This is a genomic window from Blattabacterium cuenoti (assembly GCF_014252455.1).
Lineage (GTDB): Bacteria > Bacteroidota > Bacteroidia > Flavobacteriales > Blattabacteriaceae > Blattabacterium > Blattabacterium cuenoti_R.
The window spans coordinates 211837-233387 of sequence record NZ_CP060245.1; the positions used below are offsets into that span (position 1 = coordinate 211837).

The 21551-nt window shown below is 21.2% G+C and carries 22 protein-coding genes and 1 tRNA gene; 12 read left to right on the forward strand and 11 right to left on the reverse strand.

Annotated features, from left to right (window positions below; translation table 11 throughout):
- Position 1 precedes the first annotated feature (1 nt).
- From hisC to hisG, 3 genes are read right to left on the reverse strand one after another with little or no spacing between them, the layout of a single operon-like run.
- The gene (hisC, locus tag H0H56_RS01005; RefSeq protein ID WP_185874016.1) at positions 2–1111 is read right to left on the reverse strand and encodes a histidinol-phosphate transaminase; all 1110 of its coding nucleotides are present in this window, start codon (positions 1109–1111) and stop codon (positions 2–4) included.
- Between the two features lie 4 nt (positions 1112–1115).
- Positions 1116–2414, reverse strand: coding sequence for a histidinol dehydrogenase (gene hisD / locus H0H56_RS01010; RefSeq protein ID WP_185874017.1), 1299 nt, complete (start codon positions 2412–2414; stop codon positions 1116–1118).
- A 14-nt stretch (positions 2415–2428) separates the two neighbouring features.
- Entirely contained in the window at positions 2429–3289 is an 861-nt protein-coding gene (hisG, locus tag H0H56_RS01015; RefSeq protein WP_185874018.1) for an ATP phosphoribosyltransferase, read from the reverse strand.
- A 175-nt stretch (positions 3290–3464) separates the two neighbouring features.
- Between hisG and H0H56_RS01020 the strand changes: the two genes are divergently transcribed.
- The gene (locus H0H56_RS01020; RefSeq protein WP_185874019.1) at positions 3465–4241 is read left to right on the forward strand and encodes an exodeoxyribonuclease III; all 777 of its coding nucleotides are present in this window, start codon (positions 3465–3467) and stop codon (positions 4239–4241) included.
- Here H0H56_RS01020 and H0H56_RS01025 read toward each other — a convergent pair.
- Positions 4234–4306: transfer RNA gene (locus H0H56_RS01025), tRNA-Lys, on the reverse strand. The genes H0H56_RS01020 and H0H56_RS01025 overlap by 8 nt on opposite strands.
- A 40-nt stretch (positions 4307–4346) precedes the next feature.
- Here H0H56_RS01025 and H0H56_RS03090 point away from each other — a divergent pair.
- The 5 genes from H0H56_RS03090 to H0H56_RS01045 are packed head-to-tail and all read left to right on the forward strand — an operon-like array spanning position 4347 to position 7991.
- Complete coding sequence (locus H0H56_RS03090; protein WP_317167312.1) at positions 4347–4577, forward strand: shikimate kinase; 231 nt, start codon at positions 4347–4349, stop codon at positions 4575–4577.
- On the forward strand, positions 4565–4858 hold the full coding sequence (locus H0H56_RS03095; protein WP_317167315.1) for a shikimate kinase: 294 nt from the start codon (positions 4565–4567) through the stop codon (positions 4856–4858). Before H0H56_RS03090 ends, H0H56_RS03095 begins: the two co-directional genes overlap by 13 nt.
- Positions 4855–6201 carry a tRNA lysidine(34) synthetase TilS gene (tilS, locus tag H0H56_RS01035; RefSeq protein WP_185874020.1) on the forward strand — a complete coding sequence of 449 codons (1347 nt, stop codon included), beginning with the start codon at positions 4855–4857 and terminating at the stop codon, positions 6199–6201. The genes H0H56_RS03095 and tilS overlap by 4 nt, the downstream gene beginning before the upstream one ends.
- Before the next feature lie 58 nt (positions 6202–6259).
- Positions 6260–7324 (forward strand): 3-phosphoserine/phosphohydroxythreonine transaminase, encoded by a 1065-nt coding sequence (serC, locus tag H0H56_RS01040; protein WP_185874021.1) that lies wholly within the window; start codon positions 6260–6262, stop codon positions 7322–7324.
- 7 nt (positions 7325–7331) lie between these two features.
- Entirely contained in the window at positions 7332–7991 is a 660-nt protein-coding gene (locus H0H56_RS01045) for a YggS family pyridoxal phosphate-dependent enzyme (RefSeq protein ID WP_185874022.1), read from the forward strand.
- A gap of 1 nt (position 7992) precedes the next feature.
- Here the strand turns inward: H0H56_RS01045 and trpA are convergent, their stop codons facing one another.
- From trpA to H0H56_RS01080, 7 genes are read right to left on the reverse strand one after another with little or no spacing between them, the layout of a single operon-like run.
- Positions 7993–8763: a tryptophan synthase subunit alpha gene (gene trpA / locus H0H56_RS01050; RefSeq protein ID WP_185874023.1), complete on the reverse strand. Its 771-nt coding sequence runs from the start codon at positions 8761–8763 to the stop codon at positions 7993–7995.
- Positions 8756–9937, reverse strand: coding sequence for a tryptophan synthase subunit beta (gene trpB / locus H0H56_RS01055; protein WP_185874024.1), 1182 nt, complete (start codon positions 9935–9937; stop codon positions 8756–8758). Before trpB ends, trpA begins: the two co-directional genes overlap by 8 nt.
- Complete coding sequence (gene trpF, locus H0H56_RS01060) at positions 9934–10566, reverse strand: phosphoribosylanthranilate isomerase (protein ID WP_185874025.1); 633 nt, start codon at positions 10564–10566, stop codon at positions 9934–9936. The genes trpB and trpF overlap by 4 nt, the downstream gene beginning before the upstream one ends.
- A 17-nt stretch (positions 10567–10583) precedes the next feature.
- Positions 10584–11378 (reverse strand): indole-3-glycerol phosphate synthase TrpC, encoded by a 795-nt coding sequence (gene trpC, locus H0H56_RS01065; protein WP_185874026.1) that lies wholly within the window; start codon positions 11376–11378, stop codon positions 10584–10586.
- A complete protein-coding gene (trpD, locus tag H0H56_RS01070) occupies positions 11375–12364 on the reverse strand; it encodes an anthranilate phosphoribosyltransferase (RefSeq protein ID WP_185874027.1) in 990 nt (329 codons plus the stop codon). The genes trpC and trpD overlap by 4 nt, the downstream gene beginning before the upstream one ends.
- A 7-nt stretch (positions 12365–12371) precedes the next feature.
- Positions 12372–12944, reverse strand: a complete 573-nt coding sequence (locus H0H56_RS01075) for an anthranilate synthase component II (protein WP_185874028.1) — start codon at positions 12942–12944, stop codon at positions 12372–12374.
- Positions 12945–12950: 6 nt separating this feature from the next.
- Complete coding sequence (locus tag H0H56_RS01080) at positions 12951–14369, reverse strand: anthranilate synthase component I family protein (RefSeq protein WP_185874029.1); 1419 nt, start codon at positions 14367–14369, stop codon at positions 12951–12953.
- Between the two features lie 186 nt (positions 14370–14555).
- Between H0H56_RS01080 and H0H56_RS01085 the strand changes: the two genes are divergently transcribed.
- The 6 genes from H0H56_RS01085 to H0H56_RS01110 are packed head-to-tail and all read left to right on the forward strand — an operon-like array spanning position 14556 to position 21548.
- Entirely contained in the window at positions 14556–16295 is a 1740-nt protein-coding gene (locus H0H56_RS01085) for a hypothetical protein (RefSeq protein WP_185874030.1), read from the forward strand.
- Positions 16296–16337: 42 nt separating this feature from the next.
- Positions 16338–16727, forward strand: a complete 390-nt coding sequence (locus H0H56_RS01090) for a glycine cleavage system protein H (RefSeq protein WP_185874031.1) — start codon at positions 16338–16340, stop codon at positions 16725–16727.
- A 32-nt stretch (positions 16728–16759) separates the two neighbouring features.
- Positions 16760–18985 (forward strand): heavy metal translocating P-type ATPase, encoded by a 2226-nt coding sequence (locus H0H56_RS01095; protein ID WP_185874032.1) that lies wholly within the window; start codon positions 16760–16762, stop codon positions 18983–18985.
- A gap of 24 nt (positions 18986–19009) precedes the next feature.
- A complete protein-coding gene (gene ccoS / locus H0H56_RS01100) occupies positions 19010–19165 on the forward strand; it encodes a cbb3-type cytochrome oxidase assembly protein CcoS (RefSeq protein WP_185874033.1) in 156 nt (51 codons plus the stop codon).
- Positions 19166–19183: 18 nt separating this feature from the next.
- A complete protein-coding gene (gene ccoN / locus H0H56_RS01105) occupies positions 19184–21373 on the forward strand; it encodes a cytochrome-c oxidase, cbb3-type subunit I (protein WP_185874034.1) in 2190 nt (729 codons plus the stop codon).
- 31 nt (positions 21374–21404) lie between these two features.
- Complete coding sequence (locus H0H56_RS01110; protein ID WP_238858482.1) at positions 21405–21548, forward strand: cytochrome oxidase; 144 nt, start codon at positions 21405–21407, stop codon at positions 21546–21548.
- The last annotated feature ends 3 nt before the right edge of the window (positions 21549–21551 follow it).

Sequence of the window (21551 nt, forward strand, 5' to 3'; positions counted from 1 at the left end):
CTTATTTTATTTTGAAACATTTTTTAGAGTATTTTTTAATTTTATTAATTAAATATTGATTTTCTTCATGAGTCCCTACAGTAATTCTTAAACATTTATTGCATAAAATAATTTTTGTACGATCTCTAACAATAATATTTTTTTCTACTAAATATTTATAAAGATTGGTTGAAGAACAAGTGACTTTCACTAATAAAAAATTTGAAGAACTAGGATAAATTTTATGTATAATAGATATTTCATTTAATGAATCTTCCATATATTTTCTTTCTGAAAGAATATTTTTTAAATGATAAAAAAATAAATCTTTATTTTCAAGTGCTTTAATAGCAATTTTTTGTGCAATTTGACTAATATTATAAGGATATTTGACTTTATTCATCCATTTAATAATAGATTCAGATGTAATAGCGATCCCTATTCTTAATCCTGCTAATCCCCAAGATTTAGAAAGTGTTTGAAGAATAATTAAATTAGGATAATTATCTATTTCTGTAGAAAAAGATTTTTTATCGGAAAAATCAATATAAGCTTCATCTAATACCACAATTCCTGTTTTAAATTCTTTAATAATAGATTGAATATCTTTTCTCTTTAAATCATTTCCAGTAGGATTATTAGGAGAACAAATAAAAATAATACGACTATATGGATTAATAACTTGTTTAATTTTTTTTAAATTTAATTGATATTCTTCTTTTGTAAGAAAAACTTTGACAATATCTACTCCATGAATTTTTCCACTTACTTCATACATACCATATGTAGGTGGTAAAATAATAGAATGATCAATTGTTGGACGTGAAAAAATACGATAAATTAAATCAATAATCTCATCACTTCCATTTCCTAAAAAAATTTTAGATTCAGAAATATTTTTTACTTCAGATATTTTTTTTTTTAATTTTTTTTGTAACGGATCTGGATATCTATTATATGAATTGTAAAAAGATAAAGGAGCTCCAAAAGAATTTTCATTAGCATCTAAAAAAATGGATTTATTATTTTTATTATATTCTTCTCTAGCAGAAAGATAAGGTTCTATGTGGAGGATATTTGTTCTAATTAATGAATTTAAATTAAAATTTGAAATTATTTTATTATGATTCATGCATTTATTCTTCATTTATTAATCTAATATTAATGGATTTTTGATGCGCAATTAATCCTTCTTCTAAAGATAAAACATTCACACATTTGGATAAATTTCGCAATCCTTTTTTAGAAATTTTTTGAAAAGTTATTTTTTTTATAAAACTATCTACAGATATTCCACTATAATATTTAGCATAACCATCTGTCGGTAGTACATGATTGGTTCCAGAAGCATAATCACCAATACTAATTGGAGAATAATTTCCTAAAAATACAGATCCAGAATTTTTTATTTTATCACTCCAATAATAAGCATTATTACAATTTATAATAAGATGTTCTGGAGCAATTTTATTAATAAAATGAACTCCTTCTTCTAAGGAAGAAAAAATAATTATTTTACTTTTTTCTAAAGATTTTTTTATAATTTCTTTTCTATTAGAAATATTGATTAATTGTTTTTTTAATTCATTTTTTACTTTTTTTGTCCAAGATTCATTAATAGAAACTAAAAGGATATAACTTTCTGGATCATGTTCTGATTGAGAAAGTAAATCAGACGCTACATATTTTGGATTAGCGGTATCATCCGCTAATATAACTATTTCTGAAGGTCCAGCAGGGATATCTATTGAAACTACTCCATTTTTAAATACATTTTTTTTAGCTATTGTTACATAAGAATTTCCAGGTCCAAATATTTTATATACAGAAGGAATACTTTCTGTTCCATAAGCCATAGCTGCAATAGCCTGAGCACCTCCGACTTTATATATTTTTTTAATTCCTACATATTGTGCCGTATATAAAATAGCTGGATGAATATCTCCATTTTTATTTGGAGGAGTACATAAAATTATATTTTTACATCCTGCTAATTTACTTGGAATCCCTAACATTAATACAGTAGAAAATAAGGGATATATCCCCCCTGGGATATATAACCCTATTTTTTCTATAGGAACTGATCTTCTCCAACAAATTACTCCTGGAGAAATTTCTATTTTAGATTCTTTATGTATTTGTTTTTTATGAAAAAATTTTATATTATTATAAGCTATTTGAATAGCTTCTTTTAAAGAATTTGATATTTTATTACTTGCTTGAATAATTTCTTCTTTCGTTACTTGAAAATATTTAATATGACAATTATCATATTTTTTAGTATAGGTTTTTAAGGATAAATCTCCATATATTTTTACATTATTTATAATAGAGATTACTACATCATTTAGTTTATCAATATCTTTTTTTACAGATCTTTTTGAAAGATATTTCCATATTTTAAATGGGGGATGAATATACATTTGAATATTCATAATATTTTTTTTTATTAAAGTATAATTTTTTCTATTGGTAATACTAAGATATCTTCTGCGCCAAGTGCTTTTAAATTTTCTATAATTCCCCAAAAATCATTTTCATTTACTACAGAATGGACAGAACTACATTTTGAATTTTCTAATGGAAGAACTACTGGACTTTTAATTCCAGGAAGATAAGATATAATTTTGTCTAATCTTTTATTAGAAACATTTAAAAGAATATATTTATTATTTTTAGCTTTTTTGACAGCTCTAATTCTAAATAATAATTTTTCCATAATGGTTTCTTGATAAGACAATAAATAAAGGTTAGAAGCTAAAATAGCTTCAGATTGAAGAATTGTCTCAACTTCTTTTAATCCATTCATAAATAATGTAGATCCACTACTTACTAAATCACAAATACAATCAGCTAAACCTATTCCAGGTGCAATTTCTACAGCTCCAGATATTTCATGAATATCTGCTTTTATATATTTTTTTTTAAAAAATTCTTTTACTAAAAATGGATAACTAGTCGCAATACGTTTTCCATTTAAATCATTTATATCATGATATCTTAAAGATTTAGGAACTGCTATAGATAAACGACATTTACCAAAACCAAGAGTTTCTTTAATTTTTATTTTTTTTCTTTTTTCTAAAAGAACATTTTTTCCTACAATTCCTATATCTGCGACTCCATCTTCTAAATATTGAGGAATATCATCATCTCGTAAAAAAAGTATTTCTAACGGAAAATTTAAAGCTGTCGTTTTTAATTTATCTATTCCAATATTTACTTCAATACTGCAATCTTTTAGTAATTTTATAGAGTCTTCATAAAGACGTCCTGATTTTTGAATAGCTATTTTAAGTTTATTATCCATATAGGAAAAAAATAACAAAAGCTTACTAATTTATTTTGTAAGCTTTTTATCTGTATTAACTAATCTTTATTAACTATAATTAATGAATTAAAGCAAAGATAAAAAACTATTTTGAATATTATTAATCCTTTTTAAAACTCTATTTTTTCCTTATTTTGTATAAAAAACTTTTTTTATGAAAATTGTTAGTTATAATATTAATGGAATTCGATCTGTCATAAAGAAAGGTTTTTCTAATTGGATTGAAATATTTCAACCAGATATATTATGTTTACAAGAAATAAAAGCTCTTAAAGAACAAATAAAAACTAATATTTTTGATAATTTAGGATATAATCATTATTGGTTCTCTGCAAAAAAAAAAGGATATAGTGGAGTAGCTATTTTATGTAAAGAAAAACCGAAAAATATAGAATATGGAATAGGAATAGATTCTATAGACCAAGAAGGACGAGTTATTCGTATAGATTTTAAAAAAATATCCGTAATAAATATTTATATTCCTTCAGGAAATAATAATAAAAAAGATCGATTAAATTTTAAATTTTTTTTTATGAAAAATTTCTTTTTTTATATAAAAAAAATAAAAAAAAAATTAAATAATCTTATTATTTGTGGAGATTACAATATTTGTTATAAGAGAATAGATATTTATGATCCTATTAAATATCAAGAAATATCTGGATTCTTACCAGAAGAAAGGAAATGGTTAGGGACTTTTTTACAAAAATTAGATTTTATAGATAGCTTTAGAATATATATAAAAGATGGAAAAAATTATAGTTGGTGGAATTATCGTTATAATGCAAAAATAAATAATCATGGTTGGAGGATTGATTATGTTATGGTAAGTAAATCTTTAAAAAATAAAATGATTAAAGCCTATTTGTTACCAAAAGTAGGATATTCTGATCATTGTCCAATGGTATTAGAAATTGAAAAAATGACCTGACTGGGATTCGAACCCAGGACCCTTACATTAAAAGTGTAATGCTCTACCAGCTGAGCTATCAGGTCTTCATCATATAGAATAAAACAACAAATATACTATATTAATATGAAAATTATTTTAATTGGATATATGGGATGTGGAAAAACAACTATAGGAAAAATTTTATCTAAAAAAATTAAATGGAATTTTTATGATTTAGATGAAATACTCGTAAAAAATCAAAAAAGTTCTATTTTGGATATTTTTAAAAAAAAAGGAGAAAAGTCTTTTAGAAAAATAGAACATTTTATTCTTAAAAAAATTTTAAAAAAAAAAAAAAATATATTTTATCTGTAGGAGGGGGAACACCTTGTTATCAAGGTAACATGAATTTATTAAATAAAGTATCTAAAACTTTTTATCTACACACAAATATTTATACTTTATATAAAAGATTATCTACAGAAAAAAAAAAAAGACCATTAATAGCTCATTTATCCAAAAAAAAATTATTTAAATTTATTATGAGACATTTATCAGAAAGAATCTTTTTTTATGAAAAATCTTTTAAAAAAATTAATATAAATGGAAAATCAGAAAATGATATAGTTCAAGAAATTATAAAATTTATTTTATGATCAAAAAATTGTCATCATCGTATGATTGTTTTTTTTTAGATAAAATTCTTAAAAGTTTTTCTATTAAAAATAAAAAAATTTGTATTGCTGTAAGCGGAGGAGTAGATAGTATGGTCCTTCTGAATTTATTTCTTCATCTTCCTATAAAAAAGTTGGGAGTAGCTCATTGTAATTTTAATTTACGAAAAAAAGAATCTAATAAAGATGAATTATTTATAAAAAAATTTTGTTTTGAAAAAAAAATAGAATGTCATATTAAACGTTTTGATACTTTTAATTATTCTAAAAAATATAAATTATCTATACAAATGTCTGCTAGAAAACTTAGATATGATTGGTTTAAAGAATTATTAAAAAATTATTCTTATGAATACCTAGCTTTAGGACATCATTTAAATGATTCTATAGAAACTTTTTTTCTTAATCTAATAAGAGGGACAGGAATTAAAGGATTATTAGGAATAACTAAAAAAAATGGAAAATTTATTCGACCTCTTTATTCTTTTACTAAAAAAGAAATTTTAAATTATGCTAATTTTAATAAAATTAAATGGAGAATAGACAAGAGTAATCAAGAAAATAAATATTTAAGAAATAAAATTCGTTTAGTTATATCTAATATCTCATCTTACATCCATAATGGATTTAAAAAAAGTATAAAATTACTTCATAAAGAAAATTATTTAATAGAAAAAAATATTATTAATATATATAAAAAAATTACAATAGAAAAAAAATATTATCCTTTTTTTTTTTGGAAAATAGAATATAAAAAAATAAAAAATTTAGAACCATTATCTTTATATTTATTTAAATTATTTTTTCCATATGGATTTAATAATATAAAAAATTTAAAAAATTTTTTTAATGCACAATCTGGAAAACAATTAATTTCAAAAAATTATCGTATTATTAATAATAGGAATCATTGGATTGTAATAAAAAAAAATCAATTATTTAAAAATAAAAAAAAAATTTATATTATTCCTAATATTAAATTTAATACTATTTCATTGCCTATTAATATTAAATTTTTTTTTAATATAAAAAAAGAAAATATAGAAAATAGTATAAATATGTCATTGATAGATTTTAATAAAATTCAATTTCCTTTACAATTAAGAACTTGGAAAAAAGGAGATTTTTTTTTCCCTTTAAATATGAAAGGGAAAAAAAAACTAAGTAAATATTATAAAGAAAAAAAATTTTCTTTATTAGAAAAAGAACAAACTTGGTTATTAATAAATGGAAATGGATATATTATTTTTGTTATAGGATATCGTTTAGATAATCGATTTAAAGTGACAAAAAATACTAAAAAAATATTAGGAATAAAAATATAATTCATTAATTATCCTTAAGTTTTATAAAAAATTTTTTTTATATTTTAATTTATATATGATGAAAATACATAATTTTAATGCAGGCCCTTCTATTTTACCTAAACAAGTAATTCAACAATCAGCTAAATCTGTCATTAATTACAATAAAACTGGATTATCTTTACTTGAAATTTCTCATAGAAGTAATCATTTTATAGAAATAATAGAAAAAACAACATCTTTAGTAAAACGTGTCATGAATTTAAATGAGGAATATTCAATTTTATTTCTTCAAGGAGGTGCTACATTACAATTTACCATGGTACCATATAATTTAATGAAAAATAAAGCTGCTTATTTAGATACAGGAATATGGGCAAATAAAGCTATTAAAGAAGCAAAAAACTTTGGAAAAGTAAAAATTCTTTTTTCAGGTAAAGAAAACAATTATTCATTTATATCTAAAAATTATAAAATTCCAAATCAAGTTGATTATTTTCATTGTACTTCTAATAATACTATTGTTGGAACACAAATGAATTTTTTTCCTAAAACATCTATTCCTATAGTTTGTGATATGTCTTCTGATATTTTTAGTAGAAAATTAAATTTTTGTCAATTTAGTTTAATTTATGCTTCTGCACAAAAAAATGTTAGTTCTGCAGGAATGACGATTGTGATAATTAAAAAAAAAATTTTAGATAAAATAAAAAAAAAAATACCATCTTACTTAGATTATAAAATTCATATAAAAAATAATAGTATTTTAAATACTCCAAATGTTTTTTCTATTTATACTTCTATGTTAACTTTAGAATGGATAGAAAAAAAAGGAGGACTTTCTATTTTAGAAATAGAAAATAAAAAAAAATCTCAATTATTATATGAAGAAATAGATCGTAATAACTTTTTTGAAAATAAAATTCAAAAAAAAGATCGTTCAAATATGAATGTTACCTTTTTTTTAAAAAAAAAATATTTAGAAAATGAATTTAATAATATGTGTAAAAAAGAAAATATAGTGGGATTAAAAGGACATAGATCATTCGGTGGATATCGTGCTAGTATATATAATGCCCTACCATTAGAAAGTGTTCAATTTTTAATTGAAAAAATGAAAAAATTTGAAAAAAAATTTTCATAATAAAATAATGAATCAAATTCAACATCGTTTTTTTTCTATAAAAAAAAATATTCCTAAACATATCACAATTGTCGTTGTAACTAAAAATCAAACTATTTCTTCTATAGAAAAATTATATGAAATAGGACATAGAGACTTTGGGGAAAATTATGTACAAGAAATTATTAAAAAATATAAAAAATTGCCAAAGGATATTCGTTGGCATATGATAGGAAACATTCAAAGTAATAAATTAAAATATATCGCTCCTTTTATTTACTTAATTCATAGTATTCAAAAAATTAAACATATTCAAATTCTTAATAAAGAAGCTATTAAATATAATCGGAAAATACATTGTCTTTTACAAATAAAAATTTGTAATGAAAAAAATAAATCTGGAATTACAAAAAAAAATGCAGATGAAATATTAGAAAATAAAAATTATCAAAATATGACAAATGTAAAAATATTAGGATTAATGGGGATGGCTTCTTTATCTGTAAAAAAAGATATTAAAAAAATACATAATGAATTTAATTATTTAAATAAAACATATAATCAATATAAAAAAAAATATCACCATTATATTCTTTCTATGGGAATGAGTAGAGATTATGATATAGCTTTAGATTATGGAACTACGACCATTCGATTAGGAACTTCTATTTTTGGAATAAAAAATTAAATTATAATATAATAGAATTTATATATTTTATAATACATTTTTTTAATGTTTTTTCATTTAAAGATTGAATAAATGAACTACCAATAATTCCTCCATTCGCATATTGACATGCTAATTCAAAAGTTTTTTTATCTCTAATTCCAAAACCAATTAATTTAGGAATACGTAAAGATAATTTTTGTATTTTTTTAAAAAATAATATTTGTTCTTTTCCAAAGAATATATTTTTTCCTGTTACAGAATTAGAAGATACTAAATATAAAAAACCATCTGTTATTTTACTTAATTGTAAAATTCTATTTTTATCAGTTTTTGGAGTAATTAAAAAAATCATAGATAATAAATATTTTTTAAATATTTTTTTATATTTTTTTATAAAAATAGAAACCGGCATATCTGGAAATATCAATCCGGATACACCTATTTTTTTACATTTTTTTAAAAATTTTTCCTCTCCAAATTTATAAAATTGATTATAATATCCCATAATAATTATTGGTTTTTTTATTTTATTTTTAATTTTTTTTATTATTAAAAATAATAAAGTAATATTCATTCCATTTTTTAATGAAATTTGATTACTATTTTGAATAACTATTCCATCAGCTAAAGGATCCGAATAAGGAAGTCCGATTTCTATCAAATCTACATAAGGATGATCTTGCAAAGATAAAAGTATTTTTTCTATACTATCTATAGTAGGATATCCTGCTGTAAAATATATACATAATATATTTTTTTTTATATTAAATAATGTATGTATTTTATTCATAAGAAATAAATTTTTGATAAACGTCCATATCCTTATCTCCTCTACCTGATAAATTTAAAATTACGATATCATCTCTATTAAATATTATTTTTTTTAATGCAACTAATGCATGAGCACTTTCTAATGCAGGAATAATTCCTTCAGATCGTATTAATTCAATTCCAGATTTTATTGCTTCTTCATCTGTAGCATGTAAAAAATTGACACGTTTTTTTAAAAATAAATTAGCATGCATAGGGCCTATTCCTGGATAATCTAATCCAGCAGATATAGAATATGCAGGAAGTACTTGACCATCTTTATCTTGTAAAAGAAGAGTTTTGCTACCATGTAAAATCCCTTTAGAACCACAATAAGTAGTAGCTGCTGTTTTTTTTGTATGAACACCTAAACCTGCAGCTTCTACTGCTATTAAATTAACTAATTTTTTATCTAAAAAATGATAAAAAGCACCAGCAGCATTACTTCCTCCTCCTATACAAGCAATTACATAATTAGGAAAATGACGCCCTTCTTTTTTTTTTAATTGTATTTTAATTTCTTCACTAATAATAGATTGGAAATCAGCAACCATTTGAGGATATGGATGTGGACCAACAGTCGAGCCTATTAAATAATAACTTTCTGGATTATTTATCCAATAACGAATAGCGTCATTTACTGCATCTTTTAATGTTTGTTCTCCATTTATCACAGGCATAACTTGAGCTCCAAGAGATTTCATTTTTATTACATTAGATAATTGACGATTCATATCTTTTTTTCCCATAAAAATAATACATTTTAAATTCATTAAAGCGCAAATAGTAGAAGTAGCGACTCCATGTTGTCCAGCACCTGTTTCTGCAATAATTGTTTTTTTACCTAATTTTTTAGCTAATAATGTTTGACCTATAGTATTATTAATTTTATGTGATCCTGTATGGTTTAAATCTTCTCTTTTTAAATAAATTTTAGCTTTATATTTTTCTGAATATTTTTTACAAAAAAATAAAGGAGTAGGTCTTCCTGCATAATTTTGTAAAATATCTTTAAATTTTTTTTTAAAAATAGAGGTCTGTATAATTTTTTTATAATTACATTGTAATTCTTTTATATTATTATATAACATTTCAGGAATAAATGTTCCTCCAAATTCATTATAATATCCATTTTTATCTACAAAAAATTTCATAATTTTCTTATTTTTTTGATAAAAATATTTATATTTTTATTATTTTTTTTTCCTGGTAAAATTTCAAATTTACTATTAATATCAATTCCAAACATTTTAGAATGAGAATAAAAAAAAGTTTTAATTTTATCAATATCTTCTATTCCAATTCCTCCACTTAAAAAAAATGGAGTATCCCAATGATATTCATATAATTTATCCCAATTAAATTTTTTTCCACTTCCTCCAAAAATTGTAGTTTTAGTATCAAATAGAAAATAATTACATAAATTAAGATAATCCTTAATTTCTTTAAAAGAAAAACCATTATCAATTCTAAAAGATTTAATTAATTTTAATCCTTTTTTTATAAGATTTTCACAATAAAAGGGACTTTCCGTTCCATGTAATTGAATAAAATCTAATTTTTGTTTTTTACTAATTTTTAATATATTTTCTTTTGATTCATTAACAAAAACACCAGTTTTAAATATTTTTTTTGGAATTTTTGGAAGTAAAAAATCATAACCTACAAATCTTGGGGAATGAGGATAAAAAATAAAACCTATAAAATCAGGAAATAAATTAGAAATATTTTTAATATGAAATTTCATTCCACATATTTTGATTTTTAATAATTTTAATTTCATCTTTTAATTGAAAAATTTTAAACATTATAATTTTTTAATATATTAATCATATTTTTACAACTATTTCCAGGATTTTTAGTATTCATAAAATTAGTTCCAATTAAAAAACCTTTAAATCCTTTTTTTCGTAAATACAATATTTTTTTAGGATTAGAAATTCCACTTTCTGCTATTTTTATATAATGATTAGGAATTTTTTTTGATAATTTTAAACAATTATTAGTATTAACAATAAAATTTCGTAAATTTCTATTATTAATTCCTATTATATTTGATGAATCATCAAATAATTTATCAATTTCTTTTTCACTATGAATTTCTATAATAACTTCTAAATCTAAATTTTTAGCCAAAATAGAAAAATTTTTTATTTCTTTTTTAGAAAGAATTTCTGTTATTAATAAAATAACATCTGCTCCTAAAGATTTAGATTCTATAATTTGATATTCATTAATAATAAAATCTTTTCTTAATAATGGTAAAGAAACTATTGAATGAGTATTTGACAAATATTGATCTTTTCCATCAAAAAAATAATTATCCGTTATAATAGATATTCCACAAGCTCCAGCTTTTTCATAATCTTTAACTACTTTTTGATAAGAAACTGTTGTATTAATTATTCCTACAGAAGGAGATTTACGCTTAAATTCTGCAATAATTCCAGTTTTACTTTTTTTAAGATTTTTAATTAAAGAACGACCTTTTTTTTTAAAAAAAATTCTTTTTTCTAATTTAGAAATAGGAAAATATTCCTTTTTTTTAGAAATTTCTTTTTTTTTTATATAAATAATTTTATCAAGAATATTCATAAACTTAATAAATTTTTTAAAATATTTTTTGCTTTTCCACTTTTTAAAGAATATTTTGCTTTATCATAATTAGTTTCAATGGTATCTGTATTTAATAAACATAAAGCAAATGTAGCATTTATTAATGCTACTTCATTTTGGGCAAAAGTTCCTTCTCCAGATAAAATATTTATTAATATTCGTGTATTTTCTTCTGTATTTTTTCCTCCTTTTAATTCTTTAGGATTAATTTTTTTTTTACCTAATTCTTCTACAGAATAGAATCTTTCTTCTTTTGAAGTATAACATTTTATATCACTCGTTAATGTTATTTCATCATAACCATCTAAACTATGAATAATTGCATAATTTTTATTAGTATTTTGATATATGTAAGAATACATTCTAGCTAATTCTAAATTATTTACACCTAATAATTGATTTCTTGGATTACATGGATTAAGTAATGGACCTAATGTATTAAAAATAGTTCTAAAACCTAATTCTTTTCTTTCGTCAGAAATAATATCTAAAACAGGATGAAATATCGGGGCATGTAAATAACAAAAACCTACTGTTTCTAATTGTTTTCTTAAATTTTCTTCTTTATTTGTAAATGTATATCCTAAATTTTTTAAAATATTAGAAGATCCTGTTTGAGAAGAAAAACCAAAACTTCCATGTTTAATTACTTTTTCTCCGGTACCAGCTACTATAAAACAAGCTATAGTTGAAATATTAAAAGTATTTTTTCCATCTCCACCTGTTCCTACTATATCAATAGCATTAAATTCCGTTAAATTTATTGGAATACATAAATCCATAAAAGCTTGTTTAAACCCCTTAATTTCCTCTAAAGAAGGTTTTCTAAAATTATACATCATTGCCATGACTATAGCTTGAGTTGGATTTATTTTTCCTTTATATAAATCTATTAAAAGATTTTTTGCTTCTTTTTTTGTAAGTATTTTTTCTTCTAAAAATAAAGAATGAAGGATATTGTTCATAATCATTTTATATTTTCAACCAATTTTCTATAATTTTTTCTCCATATGGAGTTAAAATAGATTCTGGATGAAATTGTACTCCACGTACATCATAAAATTTATGACGTAATGCCATAATTTCTCCTTTTTCTCCAATGGCCGTAATTTTTAAATTTTTAGGAAAATGATTGGGAGATATAATCCAGGAATGATAACGTCCAACTTGTATTTTTTTTGGTATTTTTTTAAAAATTGATTCTTTTGAATCTACAATTTTTATTAAACTAGCTATTCCATGATATACATTTTTAGTATTTAAAAGAGTAGCACCAAAGACTTCCCCTATAGCTTGTTGACCTAAACAAACTCCTAAAATACTTTTAGTAGATGCATATTTTTTTACTAAAGGTTTTAAAATATGAGCTTCATCAGGAATTCCAGGTCCTGGAGAAAGAATAATTTTATTATATTTTTCAATATCAGAAAGTTTAATTACATTATTTCTATAAACTTGTATAGTATTTTTAGTTAATTTTTTTACAATATGAACAAGATTATATGTGAAAGAATCATAATTATCTAATATTAATATTTTATTCATATAATTTTAAAATATAATATTTTTAGCTAATTCTATTGCTTTATTTAAAGCCATCAATTTATTATTAACTTCTTCTAATTCTTTTTTTTCTTTAGAATCTGCAACAATTCCTGCACCAGCTTGAAAAAAAAGTATATTGTTTTTGCTTACAAAAGAACGTATAATAATAGCTGTATGAAGATAATTATTTTCTAATCCAAAAAAACCAATAGCCCCTCCATATACTCCTCTATGTTGATTTTCTATTTTATCTATTAATTCCATTGCTTTATATTTTGGAGCTCCGGAAAGAGTACCTGCAGGAAAAGTATCTCCAAATACTTTAATAAGAGATATATTATTTTCTAATTTTCCAGATACCTTAGAAACCATATGTAATACATGTGAAAATTTTTGTATATTTCTAAAATATTCTACTTTTACATTAGATGAATTTTTACTTAAATCATTTCTGGCTAAATCTACTAACATTACATGTTCTGCATTTTCTTTTTTATTACTCAATAATTTTTTAGATAATTTTTGATCTTGATTTTTTTTATTTACTGATCTTCGTATAGTACCTGCTATTGGATTAAGATAGGCTATTTTATTATGAATAATTAATTGTGCTTCTGGAGAAGATCCAAATAATTTATAATTTCCATAATCAAAATAAAATAAATAAGGAGATGGATTAATAAATCGTAACGCTCTATATACATTAAATTCATCTCCTTGAAATTTTTGTTTATATTGACGGGATAAAACTATTTGAAAAACATCTCCACGTAAACAAGCTTGAATCCCTTTATATACCATTTTTTTATATTCATCATTAGTAACATTAGACGAACGTGTCCCAATATATTTAAAAGGAAAAAAATAGAAATTTTTTCTTTTAATAAGTTCCATTAATTGATCTATAGTAAATGTTTTTTTTAAATTAGAAAATTTATGTTCAATTAAATACATTTTATTACAAAAAGTATGAAAAATAATTAAATTACCATAAAAACCTAATCTAATTTTTGGTAAAGAATAAGGAATTTTTACAATAGCGTTAAATTTAATATTTTCAAAATATTGAATACTATCATAAGAGATATATCCATAAAAACCAGAATAAAATATTGAAGAATTTATATTGATAAATTTTTTAAAAAAATCATTAATTAAAATTTGAATATCTAATTTATCTTTAATAAAAATATGTTGATGTACTCCATTTGGATATGATATCCGTACAATATTTTTATCCAAAATCAGTTCTGAAACTTTGTTTATACAAATGATAGAATAATTTTTTTTTAGAATAGGATCATTAGACATTTCTAATAATAAAGTATTTGTAAAATGATCTCTTAATCTTAAATATAATTCTATGGGGGTTGTATTATCAGCCAAAATTTTTTTCTGTATAGTTCTAAAATTAAATTTGAACATAATTTATGGCATTTTATTTGAAAATATGAAAAAAAGGCCGTCATTAAGACAAGCCTTATAATATATATAAAAATTTTTTTGGTAAAAAAAATTTCAAATTTACATCTAATTTGTACAACAAAGGTACAATAATTTTTTTTATATCTCTATGAATAGAGTAAATAGAGTAATTTATAATTTATATGTATGAAAATATTTATTTTCTTGCTTTGTTTTTTTGGATTTTTTTATGTGACTTATTCTATAGAAATAAAAAATATAGATACAAAAAATATTGTAACAGATATTTATCATCCGATATATCAAGATTATCAATATTGGACAGAATATCATAAAAAAAAACAAATTTTGGATACTAAATCTCTTTCTATAAAGAAATATGATTTTTTAAAAAAAGATAATATTAATTTAAAAAAGGAATTATTAATTTATGATATAGAAAAATTATGTTTGTCTTTTTATAAAAAAAATAACCGGATAAATGATGTTTTTTTTTCTCGTAAACATATACGATATTTTGATGTAAAAACACCAATATCAGAAATTTTTTATATTCATGATATTTTTAATAAAAAAATATTAGGTGGTTTATTTACTCATAGTCCTAATAAAAATATTAATTATTCTATAGAATATAAAAATGTTTTTTTTGATAAAAAATTTAATAATCATTTTTTAATAACTTTTAATCAATGGAAAGAAAATTCATATTATAAATTATGGGGGCATTATTTAAAAAATAATTTATGTAATTATACAAATAATGTTAATTCTTTTTTAGATAAAAAAAATATTAATCATGAAAGATTATATATTAGTTTTATAAAAAAAATTATTCCAACATATCATCATGATGATAAAAAATCTATTTTTTTTCGAAATTACATAGAGTATACAAAATATTTTACCAATTCATTAGAAAAAATAAACGAATTAAAGAATTATCAAAAAAATTTATTTTTTTATAAAAATTATAATTCTTTAATTTTTAAAAAAAAGAAAAAATATAATATAGAGGTAGGTTTTTTATATGAAAAAATATATTCTCAATTTTTTTATAATGATTTTTTTCATAAAAAAAAATTTAATAATCAAACGTATAATAAAAAAATAAATGTTTTTACTATAGTTACCAAAATCCATGATATTTTTAATAAAAAAATAAATTTTAATTTTTATAAAAAATGGATTTTAGATAATAAATTAAGATCTACTCCTTTACAAATAAATTTTCAATTAGATACTAATTTATATTCTAACTTACATTTTTTAACTAAAATTTTAATAAAAAAAAATATTTATTCTAATTTTACAAATTTTTTAATTTTTAATAAAAATGGAAATTTTTATAATAATACAATTAATAATTTATTAAATTTTAAATCTATCAATTTTTCTTTTTTTTCAGAAAAAAAATTAAATATTTCTTTCAAAACATCTAAAATTAATAATATTAATTTTTTTACTACAAATAATAAATTATTGAATTGGAATTATATAAATTTATGGAACTTAAAAATAAAAAATACTAATTATATAAATAATTTTCAATTTAATAATATAATTTTATTACAAAAACAATCTTCTGATAATTTAATTTTTTATATTCCATCTTTTTTTTATAAAAGTACAATTTCTTATAAAAAAACTTATTTTGATAAATCTTTATTAATAAAAACAGGGTGTTCAATTAATTATTTAAATCAATTTTTTTCTAAAAATTTTTCTTATCCTTTTGATTTATTTTCAAATAATGAATATTATGGAAATCATTTTTTAAAAAAAACGTTTATAAATTATTTTTTGAATTTTAAAATATTTAGAACTAATTTTTATACAAGTATACAAAATATACATTTTAATAAACCTTTTTTTCATCAAGATATTTTTATTCGTCTGGGTTTATTTTGGAATATTTTTACATAAAAAACCGTAATTTTATGTTATTATTCACAATTTATATTGAAAATGAATCCTAATAATTTAAAATATAGTAAAAATCATGAATGGATACAATTAGATAATAATAATCATGAACTAGCCTATATTGGAATTAGTTTTTTTGCTAAAAATGAATTAGGTGATATAATATATCTAGATATAGATTCTACTATTATAGGAAAAAAAATAAAAGAAGGGAATTTATTTGGAAGTATAGAAACTGTTAAAAGTGTTTCAGATTTATTTATGCCTGTTTCAGGAATTATACTTAAAATTAATCAAAATTTATTATCTAAACCAGAAAAAATAAAACAAAATAATGAAGAATGGTTATTAAAAATTACAGTTTTAGATAAAAAAGAATATGATCAATTAATGTCTTTATCTCAATATAAAAAATATCTAGAAAATAAATAATAAAAAAAATCAATCAGATTTAAAAATTTATTATGAAAATACATGAAAATTTTAATTTTCTAGATCATGAAAAAATTGCAGAAAAAATCATAGACTATAAATATAAAAACATTACTATTGTTCGTTTTTTAATTCCTTCAATTTATTGCAGTTATTGTATTTTTATTTTAGAAAATTTATCTAATTATAATAAACATATTTTTGAATCTACGGTTGATTTCTCTAATAAAAAAGTAAGAATTACATTTAATAATAAAAATTTAAAATTAAGTAATTTAGCTAAATTTTTAGAAAAAATTGGTTATCCTCCTTCTATTAATTTTAAAAATATAAAAAAAAATACACAAATAAATATTAATAGAAAATTAATAGGAAAATTAGCAATTTCTTTTTTTTGTTTTGGAAATATAATGCTTTTATCTATTCCAGAATATATAGGAGCTTCAAAAGAAGATATATGGTTTTTTGAACATAAAAATTTTTTTCATTATTTAATGTTAATTCTTGCTTGTCCTGTAGTTATTTTTTCTTTTATAGATCATATAAAATATGCTTTTTTAGGTTTAAAAAAAAATATTTTCAACATGGATATTCCTATTTCAATTGGAATATTTGTTCTTTTTTTATGGAGTTGTTATGAAATTTTTTTTGATTTAGGTTCTGGTTATTTTGATAGTCTTACCGGGTTTTCATTTTTTTTACTTATTAGTAGGATACTAAAAATTTATACTCATAATAAAATACTTTCTTTTGATAATAAAGATTATAAATCTTTTTATCCTATTTATATATCAAAAATTAATGATAATAAAGAAGAAGAAAAAATATTACTTTCTTCTTTAAAAAAAGGTGATTGTATTATCATTAAAAATGAAGAAATTATTCCTGCAGATTCTATTTTAATAAAAGGGAGAGCCTTATTAGATAATAGTTTTATTACAGGAGAATCTTATTTAAAAAGAATAAAAATAGGAGAGCATATTTATGCCGGATCTAAACAAAAAGGAGAAGCTATTTATTTAAAAATTATTAAAAATATAGATCAAAGTTATTTAAGTTTTTTATGGAATCATAAAAAATTTAAAAAAAAAGAATTATTTCATTTATATTCTATATCAAATAAATTGAGTCAATATTTTACTCCTATTATATTAATAATTTCTATAATTACAGGAATTTATTGGTCTTTTTTTAATTTTAATAAAGTATTTCAAACAACTTTTTCTGTTTTAATTATTACTTGTCCTTGTGCTTTAGTACTTTCAACTCCATTAATATTTGGAAATATAATAAGATTTTTTTCTAAAAAAGGGTTTTATGTAAAAGATATCTTTACTATGGAACGAATTTCTAATATAAATACTATCATTTTTGATAAAACAGGGACTCTTACAGATACAAATAAAGAAAAAATTTTTTTTATAGGAAAAATTCTAAATTTTAAAGATAAAAAAATAATTGTTTCTTTATTAAGACATTCTAATCATCCTTTAAGTAAACGTATATTAAAAGAATTATCTATTAATGAATATTATTCTATAAATCATTTTAAAGAAAAAATAGGAAAAGGAATACAAGGCGTTATTAATAAAAATATTAATATAAAAATTGGATCACCTCAATATATAGGTATTAAAGATTTTAAAAAAAAAGAAACAACAGTAGCTATTTCTATAAATAATAAATTAATTGGTTATTTTATTTTTAGAAATTTTTATCGAAAAGGAATTAAAGGAATATTTAAAAATTTAATAAAATATAAAATTATTATTCTTTCAGGAGATCATAATGAATTAGAAAAAAAATATTTAAAATCTATTTTACCAAGGTATAGTAAAATTTTTTTTAATCAAAAACCAGAAGATAAACTAAATTATATAAAAAAAATCCAAAAAAATGGAGAAAAAGTAATGATGATTGGTGATGGAATTAATGATTCTTCTGCATTAAATCAAAGTGAAGTAGGTGTAGCTATATCAGATAATATTAATAGTTTTTTTCCAAATTGTGATGCTTTTCTTCAATCTAATTCTTTGAATAAAATTTTTTTATTTTTAAAAATATCCAAAATATCTTATAAATTAGTAATTATTAATTTTATCATTAGTTTATTTTATAATTTTATTGGAATTCTATTTGCCATTAATGGTTATTTAAACCCTTTTATAACAGCTATTTTAATGCCTTTAAGTTCTTTCTCAGTTATTTTATTTTCTATTTTATCTACTTGGATGATTTCAAGAAGATTTTTATCTTAGATTTTTTTATTAAAAAACTATTTTATGGATATAATAATCATTATGATATTATCTAGTATTTCTTTAGGGTGTATTTTTTTGATAATTTTTTTAATTAGTCTTTATTATGGTCAATTTGATGATTATGAATCCCCTAAAATTAGAATTTTAATAGAGGATAAAAAGAAAACAATTGAATAATAATTTTTTTATATTTTTATGAAAATAGAAACATATTATTACAATAATAAAATTGTAAAAGCTTTTCTTTATGCTACACTTTTTTGGGCTATTATTAGTTTTTTAGCTGGGTTATTAATAGCTATTTTATTATTTTATCCTGACTTGCCTGATTTTTTATTAGGGAGTAATTTAAAAAATTCTAAAGGAATAATGGGGTTTGGTCGTTGGAGAATGTTACATACAAATACTGCTATATTTGCTTTTGTAGGAAATATTATTTTTACAGGATCTTACTATTCTTTACAACGTTTATTAAAAACAAGAATTTTTAGTGATTTTTTAAGTTGGATCCATTTTTGGGGATGGCAAATTTTTATTTTTTCTACTTGGATTACTTTTTTATTAGGAATCAATACAAGTAAAGAATATTCAGAACATGAATGGCCTATTGATATATTCATTTTTGTTATTTGGCTTATTTATGGAATAAATATGATTGGAAGTATTTTTAAAAGAAAAATTCAACATTTATATGTAAGTATCTGGTTTTTTTTAGGAACATGGGTGGCTGTAGCTATGTTACATTTATTTAATAATCTTGAATTACCTATTGATCTTTTATCTTTTAAAAGTTATTCTATATATGCTGGGGTTCAAGATGCTTTAATGCAATGGTGGTATGGACATAATGCCGTCGCTTTTATATTAACTACGCCTATATTGGGCTTAATGTATTATTTTGTTCCAAAAGCTTCTAATCAACCTATTTTTTCTTATAAACTTTCCATTATCCATTTTTGGTCTTTAATATTTATATATATATGGGCAGGGCCACATCATTTAATGTATACATCTCTTCCTAATTGGGCTCAAATATTAGGAACTATTTTTTCTATTATGTTAATTGCCCCTTCTTGGGGGGGGATGATTAATGGATTACTTACTTTAAGAGGAGATTGGGGAAAAGTTCAAAAAGATCCTATTTTAAAATTTTTTGTTGTTAGTCTTGTAAGTTATGGAATGGCTACTTTTGAGGGGCCTATGTTAGCTACTAAAACTTTAAATTCTATTGGACATTTTACAGATTGGGTGATTGCTCATGTACATTTGGGAACTTTAGGTTGGAATGGCTTTATGGCTTTTGGTATCATGTATTGGTTAACACAAAAATTATGGAATACTAAATTATATTCTATAAAATTAGCTAATTTTCATTTTTGGATAGGAATAGTTGGAATTATATTTTATATTTTTCCTTTATATTTTGGATCTATTTTACAATCAGGAATGTGGAAAAAATTTAATCCAGATGGAACATTAACTTATAAAAATTTTTTAGATACGGTTTTATCAATTATTCCATTTTATAAAATAAGATTTATTGGTGGGATGATTTATTTTTTAGGTTTTATCCTTATGATTTATAATATTTATAAAACTATTAAAAAAGGACAATTTATTGATAATGAGGCATTTATTTCTCCTATAATATATAAAAACATAATAGAAAAAAATGAAAAATTTCATAATTGGTTAGAAAAAAAACCAATACAATTAACTATATTTGCTTTTATAGCAGTAGCAATTGGAGGTATTATAGAGATCATTCCCACTTTAGTAATAAAATCTAATATACCTACTATTCATAATATTAAACCTTATAAAGCTCTTGAATTAGAAGGAAGAGATCTTTTTGTTAGAGAAGGATGTAATGCTTGTCATAGTGCACAAGTTCGTCCTTTTAGAGATGAAATTGTTCGTTATGGAGAATATTCTAAAGCTGGAGAATTTATATATGATCATCCATTTCTTTGGGGATCTAAACGTACAGGTCCAGACTTAGCTAGAGAAGGAGGGAAAAATCCTAATTCATGGCATTTTAATCATATGTATAATCCTCGTTCTACTTCTCCTGGATCTATTATGCCAAGATATCCTTGGTTAATTTATAATAAATTAGATCGATCTAATACAGAAAAAAAAATTCAAGCTATGATAAAATTAGGAGTTCCATATACTTTAGAATATTTACAACAAATTAATAAAGATATGGATCAACAAGCTAATAAAATTGTTTCAGAAATTTATAATGAATGTCCTAGGTTACAATTAGAAATCATTGAACAGAAGAAAAAAGAAAAAAATAAATTTATTCCTTTAGAAAAAAGAGAGATTATTGCACTAATAGCTTATTTACAACGTTTAGGAATAGATATTAAATCATAATAAAATAATAATGACTTTTAAACAATATTTTATGACAGAAACATATATTGGAATATTTCAATCTATTATGTTAATTTTATTTTTTTTATCTTTTTTTTTTATTTTATTTTTTGTTTGTTTAAAACCAAAAAAATATTATAAAAATATTAGTACTATTCCTTTAGAAAAAAAATAAAAT

What these genes read in the sequence shown, in the direction of transcription:
- ccoN (WP_185874034.1), top strand. Translation starts at nt 19,184, where the DNA reads ATGAAAATAGAAACATATTATTACAATAATAAAATTGTAAAAGCTTTT.
- H0H56_RS01045 (WP_185874022.1), top strand. Translation starts at nt 7,332, where the DNA reads ATGAATCAAATTCAACATCGTTTTTTTTCTATAAAAAAAAATATTCCT.
- trpA (WP_185874023.1), bottom strand. Translation starts at nt 8,763, where the DNA reads ATGAATAAAATACATACATTATTTAATATAAAAAAAAATATATTATGT.
- H0H56_RS01095 (WP_185874032.1), top strand. Translation starts at nt 16,760, where the DNA reads ATGAAAATACATGAAAATTTTAATTTTCTAGATCATGAAAAAATTGCA.
- trpB (WP_185874024.1), bottom strand. Translation starts at nt 9,937, where the DNA reads ATGAAATTTTTTGTAGATAAAAATGGATATTATAATGAATTTGGAGGA.
- trpC (WP_185874026.1), bottom strand. Translation starts at nt 11,378, where the DNA reads ATGAATATTCTTGATAAAATTATTTATATAAAAAAAAAAGAAATTTCT.
- trpD (WP_185874027.1), bottom strand. Translation starts at nt 12,364, where the DNA reads ATGAACAATATCCTTCATTCTTTATTTTTAGAAGAAAAAATACTTACA.
- H0H56_RS01110 (WP_238858482.1), top strand. Translation starts at nt 21,405, where the DNA reads ATGACAGAAACATATATTGGAATATTTCAATCTATTATGTTAATTTTA.
- trpF (WP_185874025.1), bottom strand. Translation starts at nt 10,566, where the DNA reads ATGAAATTAAAATTATTAAAAATCAAAATATGTGGAATGAAATTTCAT.
- H0H56_RS03090 (WP_317167312.1), top strand. Translation starts at nt 4,347, where the DNA reads ATGAAAATTATTTTAATTGGATATATGGGATGTGGAAAAACAACTATA.
- H0H56_RS01080 (WP_185874029.1), bottom strand. Translation starts at nt 14,369, where the DNA reads ATGTTCAAATTTAATTTTAGAACTATACAGAAAAAAATTTTGGCTGAT.
- H0H56_RS01085 (WP_185874030.1), top strand. Translation starts at nt 14,556, where the DNA reads ATGAAAATATTTATTTTCTTGCTTTGTTTTTTTGGATTTTTTTATGTG.
- tilS (WP_185874020.1), top strand. Translation starts at nt 4,855, where the DNA reads ATGATCAAAAAATTGTCATCATCGTATGATTGTTTTTTTTTAGATAAA.
- H0H56_RS01090 (WP_185874031.1), top strand. Translation starts at nt 16,338, where the DNA reads ATGAATCCTAATAATTTAAAATATAGTAAAAATCATGAATGGATACAA.
- hisG (WP_185874018.1), bottom strand. Translation starts at nt 3,289, where the DNA reads ATGGATAATAAACTTAAAATAGCTATTCAAAAATCAGGACGTCTTTAT.
- serC (WP_185874021.1), top strand. Translation starts at nt 6,260, where the DNA reads ATGAAAATACATAATTTTAATGCAGGCCCTTCTATTTTACCTAAACAA.
- H0H56_RS01020 (WP_185874019.1), top strand. Translation starts at nt 3,465, where the DNA reads ATGAAAATTGTTAGTTATAATATTAATGGAATTCGATCTGTCATAAAG.
- H0H56_RS01075 (WP_185874028.1), bottom strand. Translation starts at nt 12,944, where the DNA reads ATGAATAAAATATTAATATTAGATAATTATGATTCTTTCACATATAAT.
- ccoS (WP_185874033.1), top strand. Translation starts at nt 19,010, where the DNA reads ATGGATATAATAATCATTATGATATTATCTAGTATTTCTTTAGGGTGT.
- hisC (WP_185874016.1), bottom strand. Translation starts at nt 1,111, where the DNA reads ATGAATCATAATAAAATAATTTCAAATTTTAATTTAAATTCATTAATT.
- hisD (WP_185874017.1), bottom strand. Translation starts at nt 2,414, where the DNA reads ATGAATATTCAAATGTATATTCATCCCCCATTTAAAATATGGAAATAT.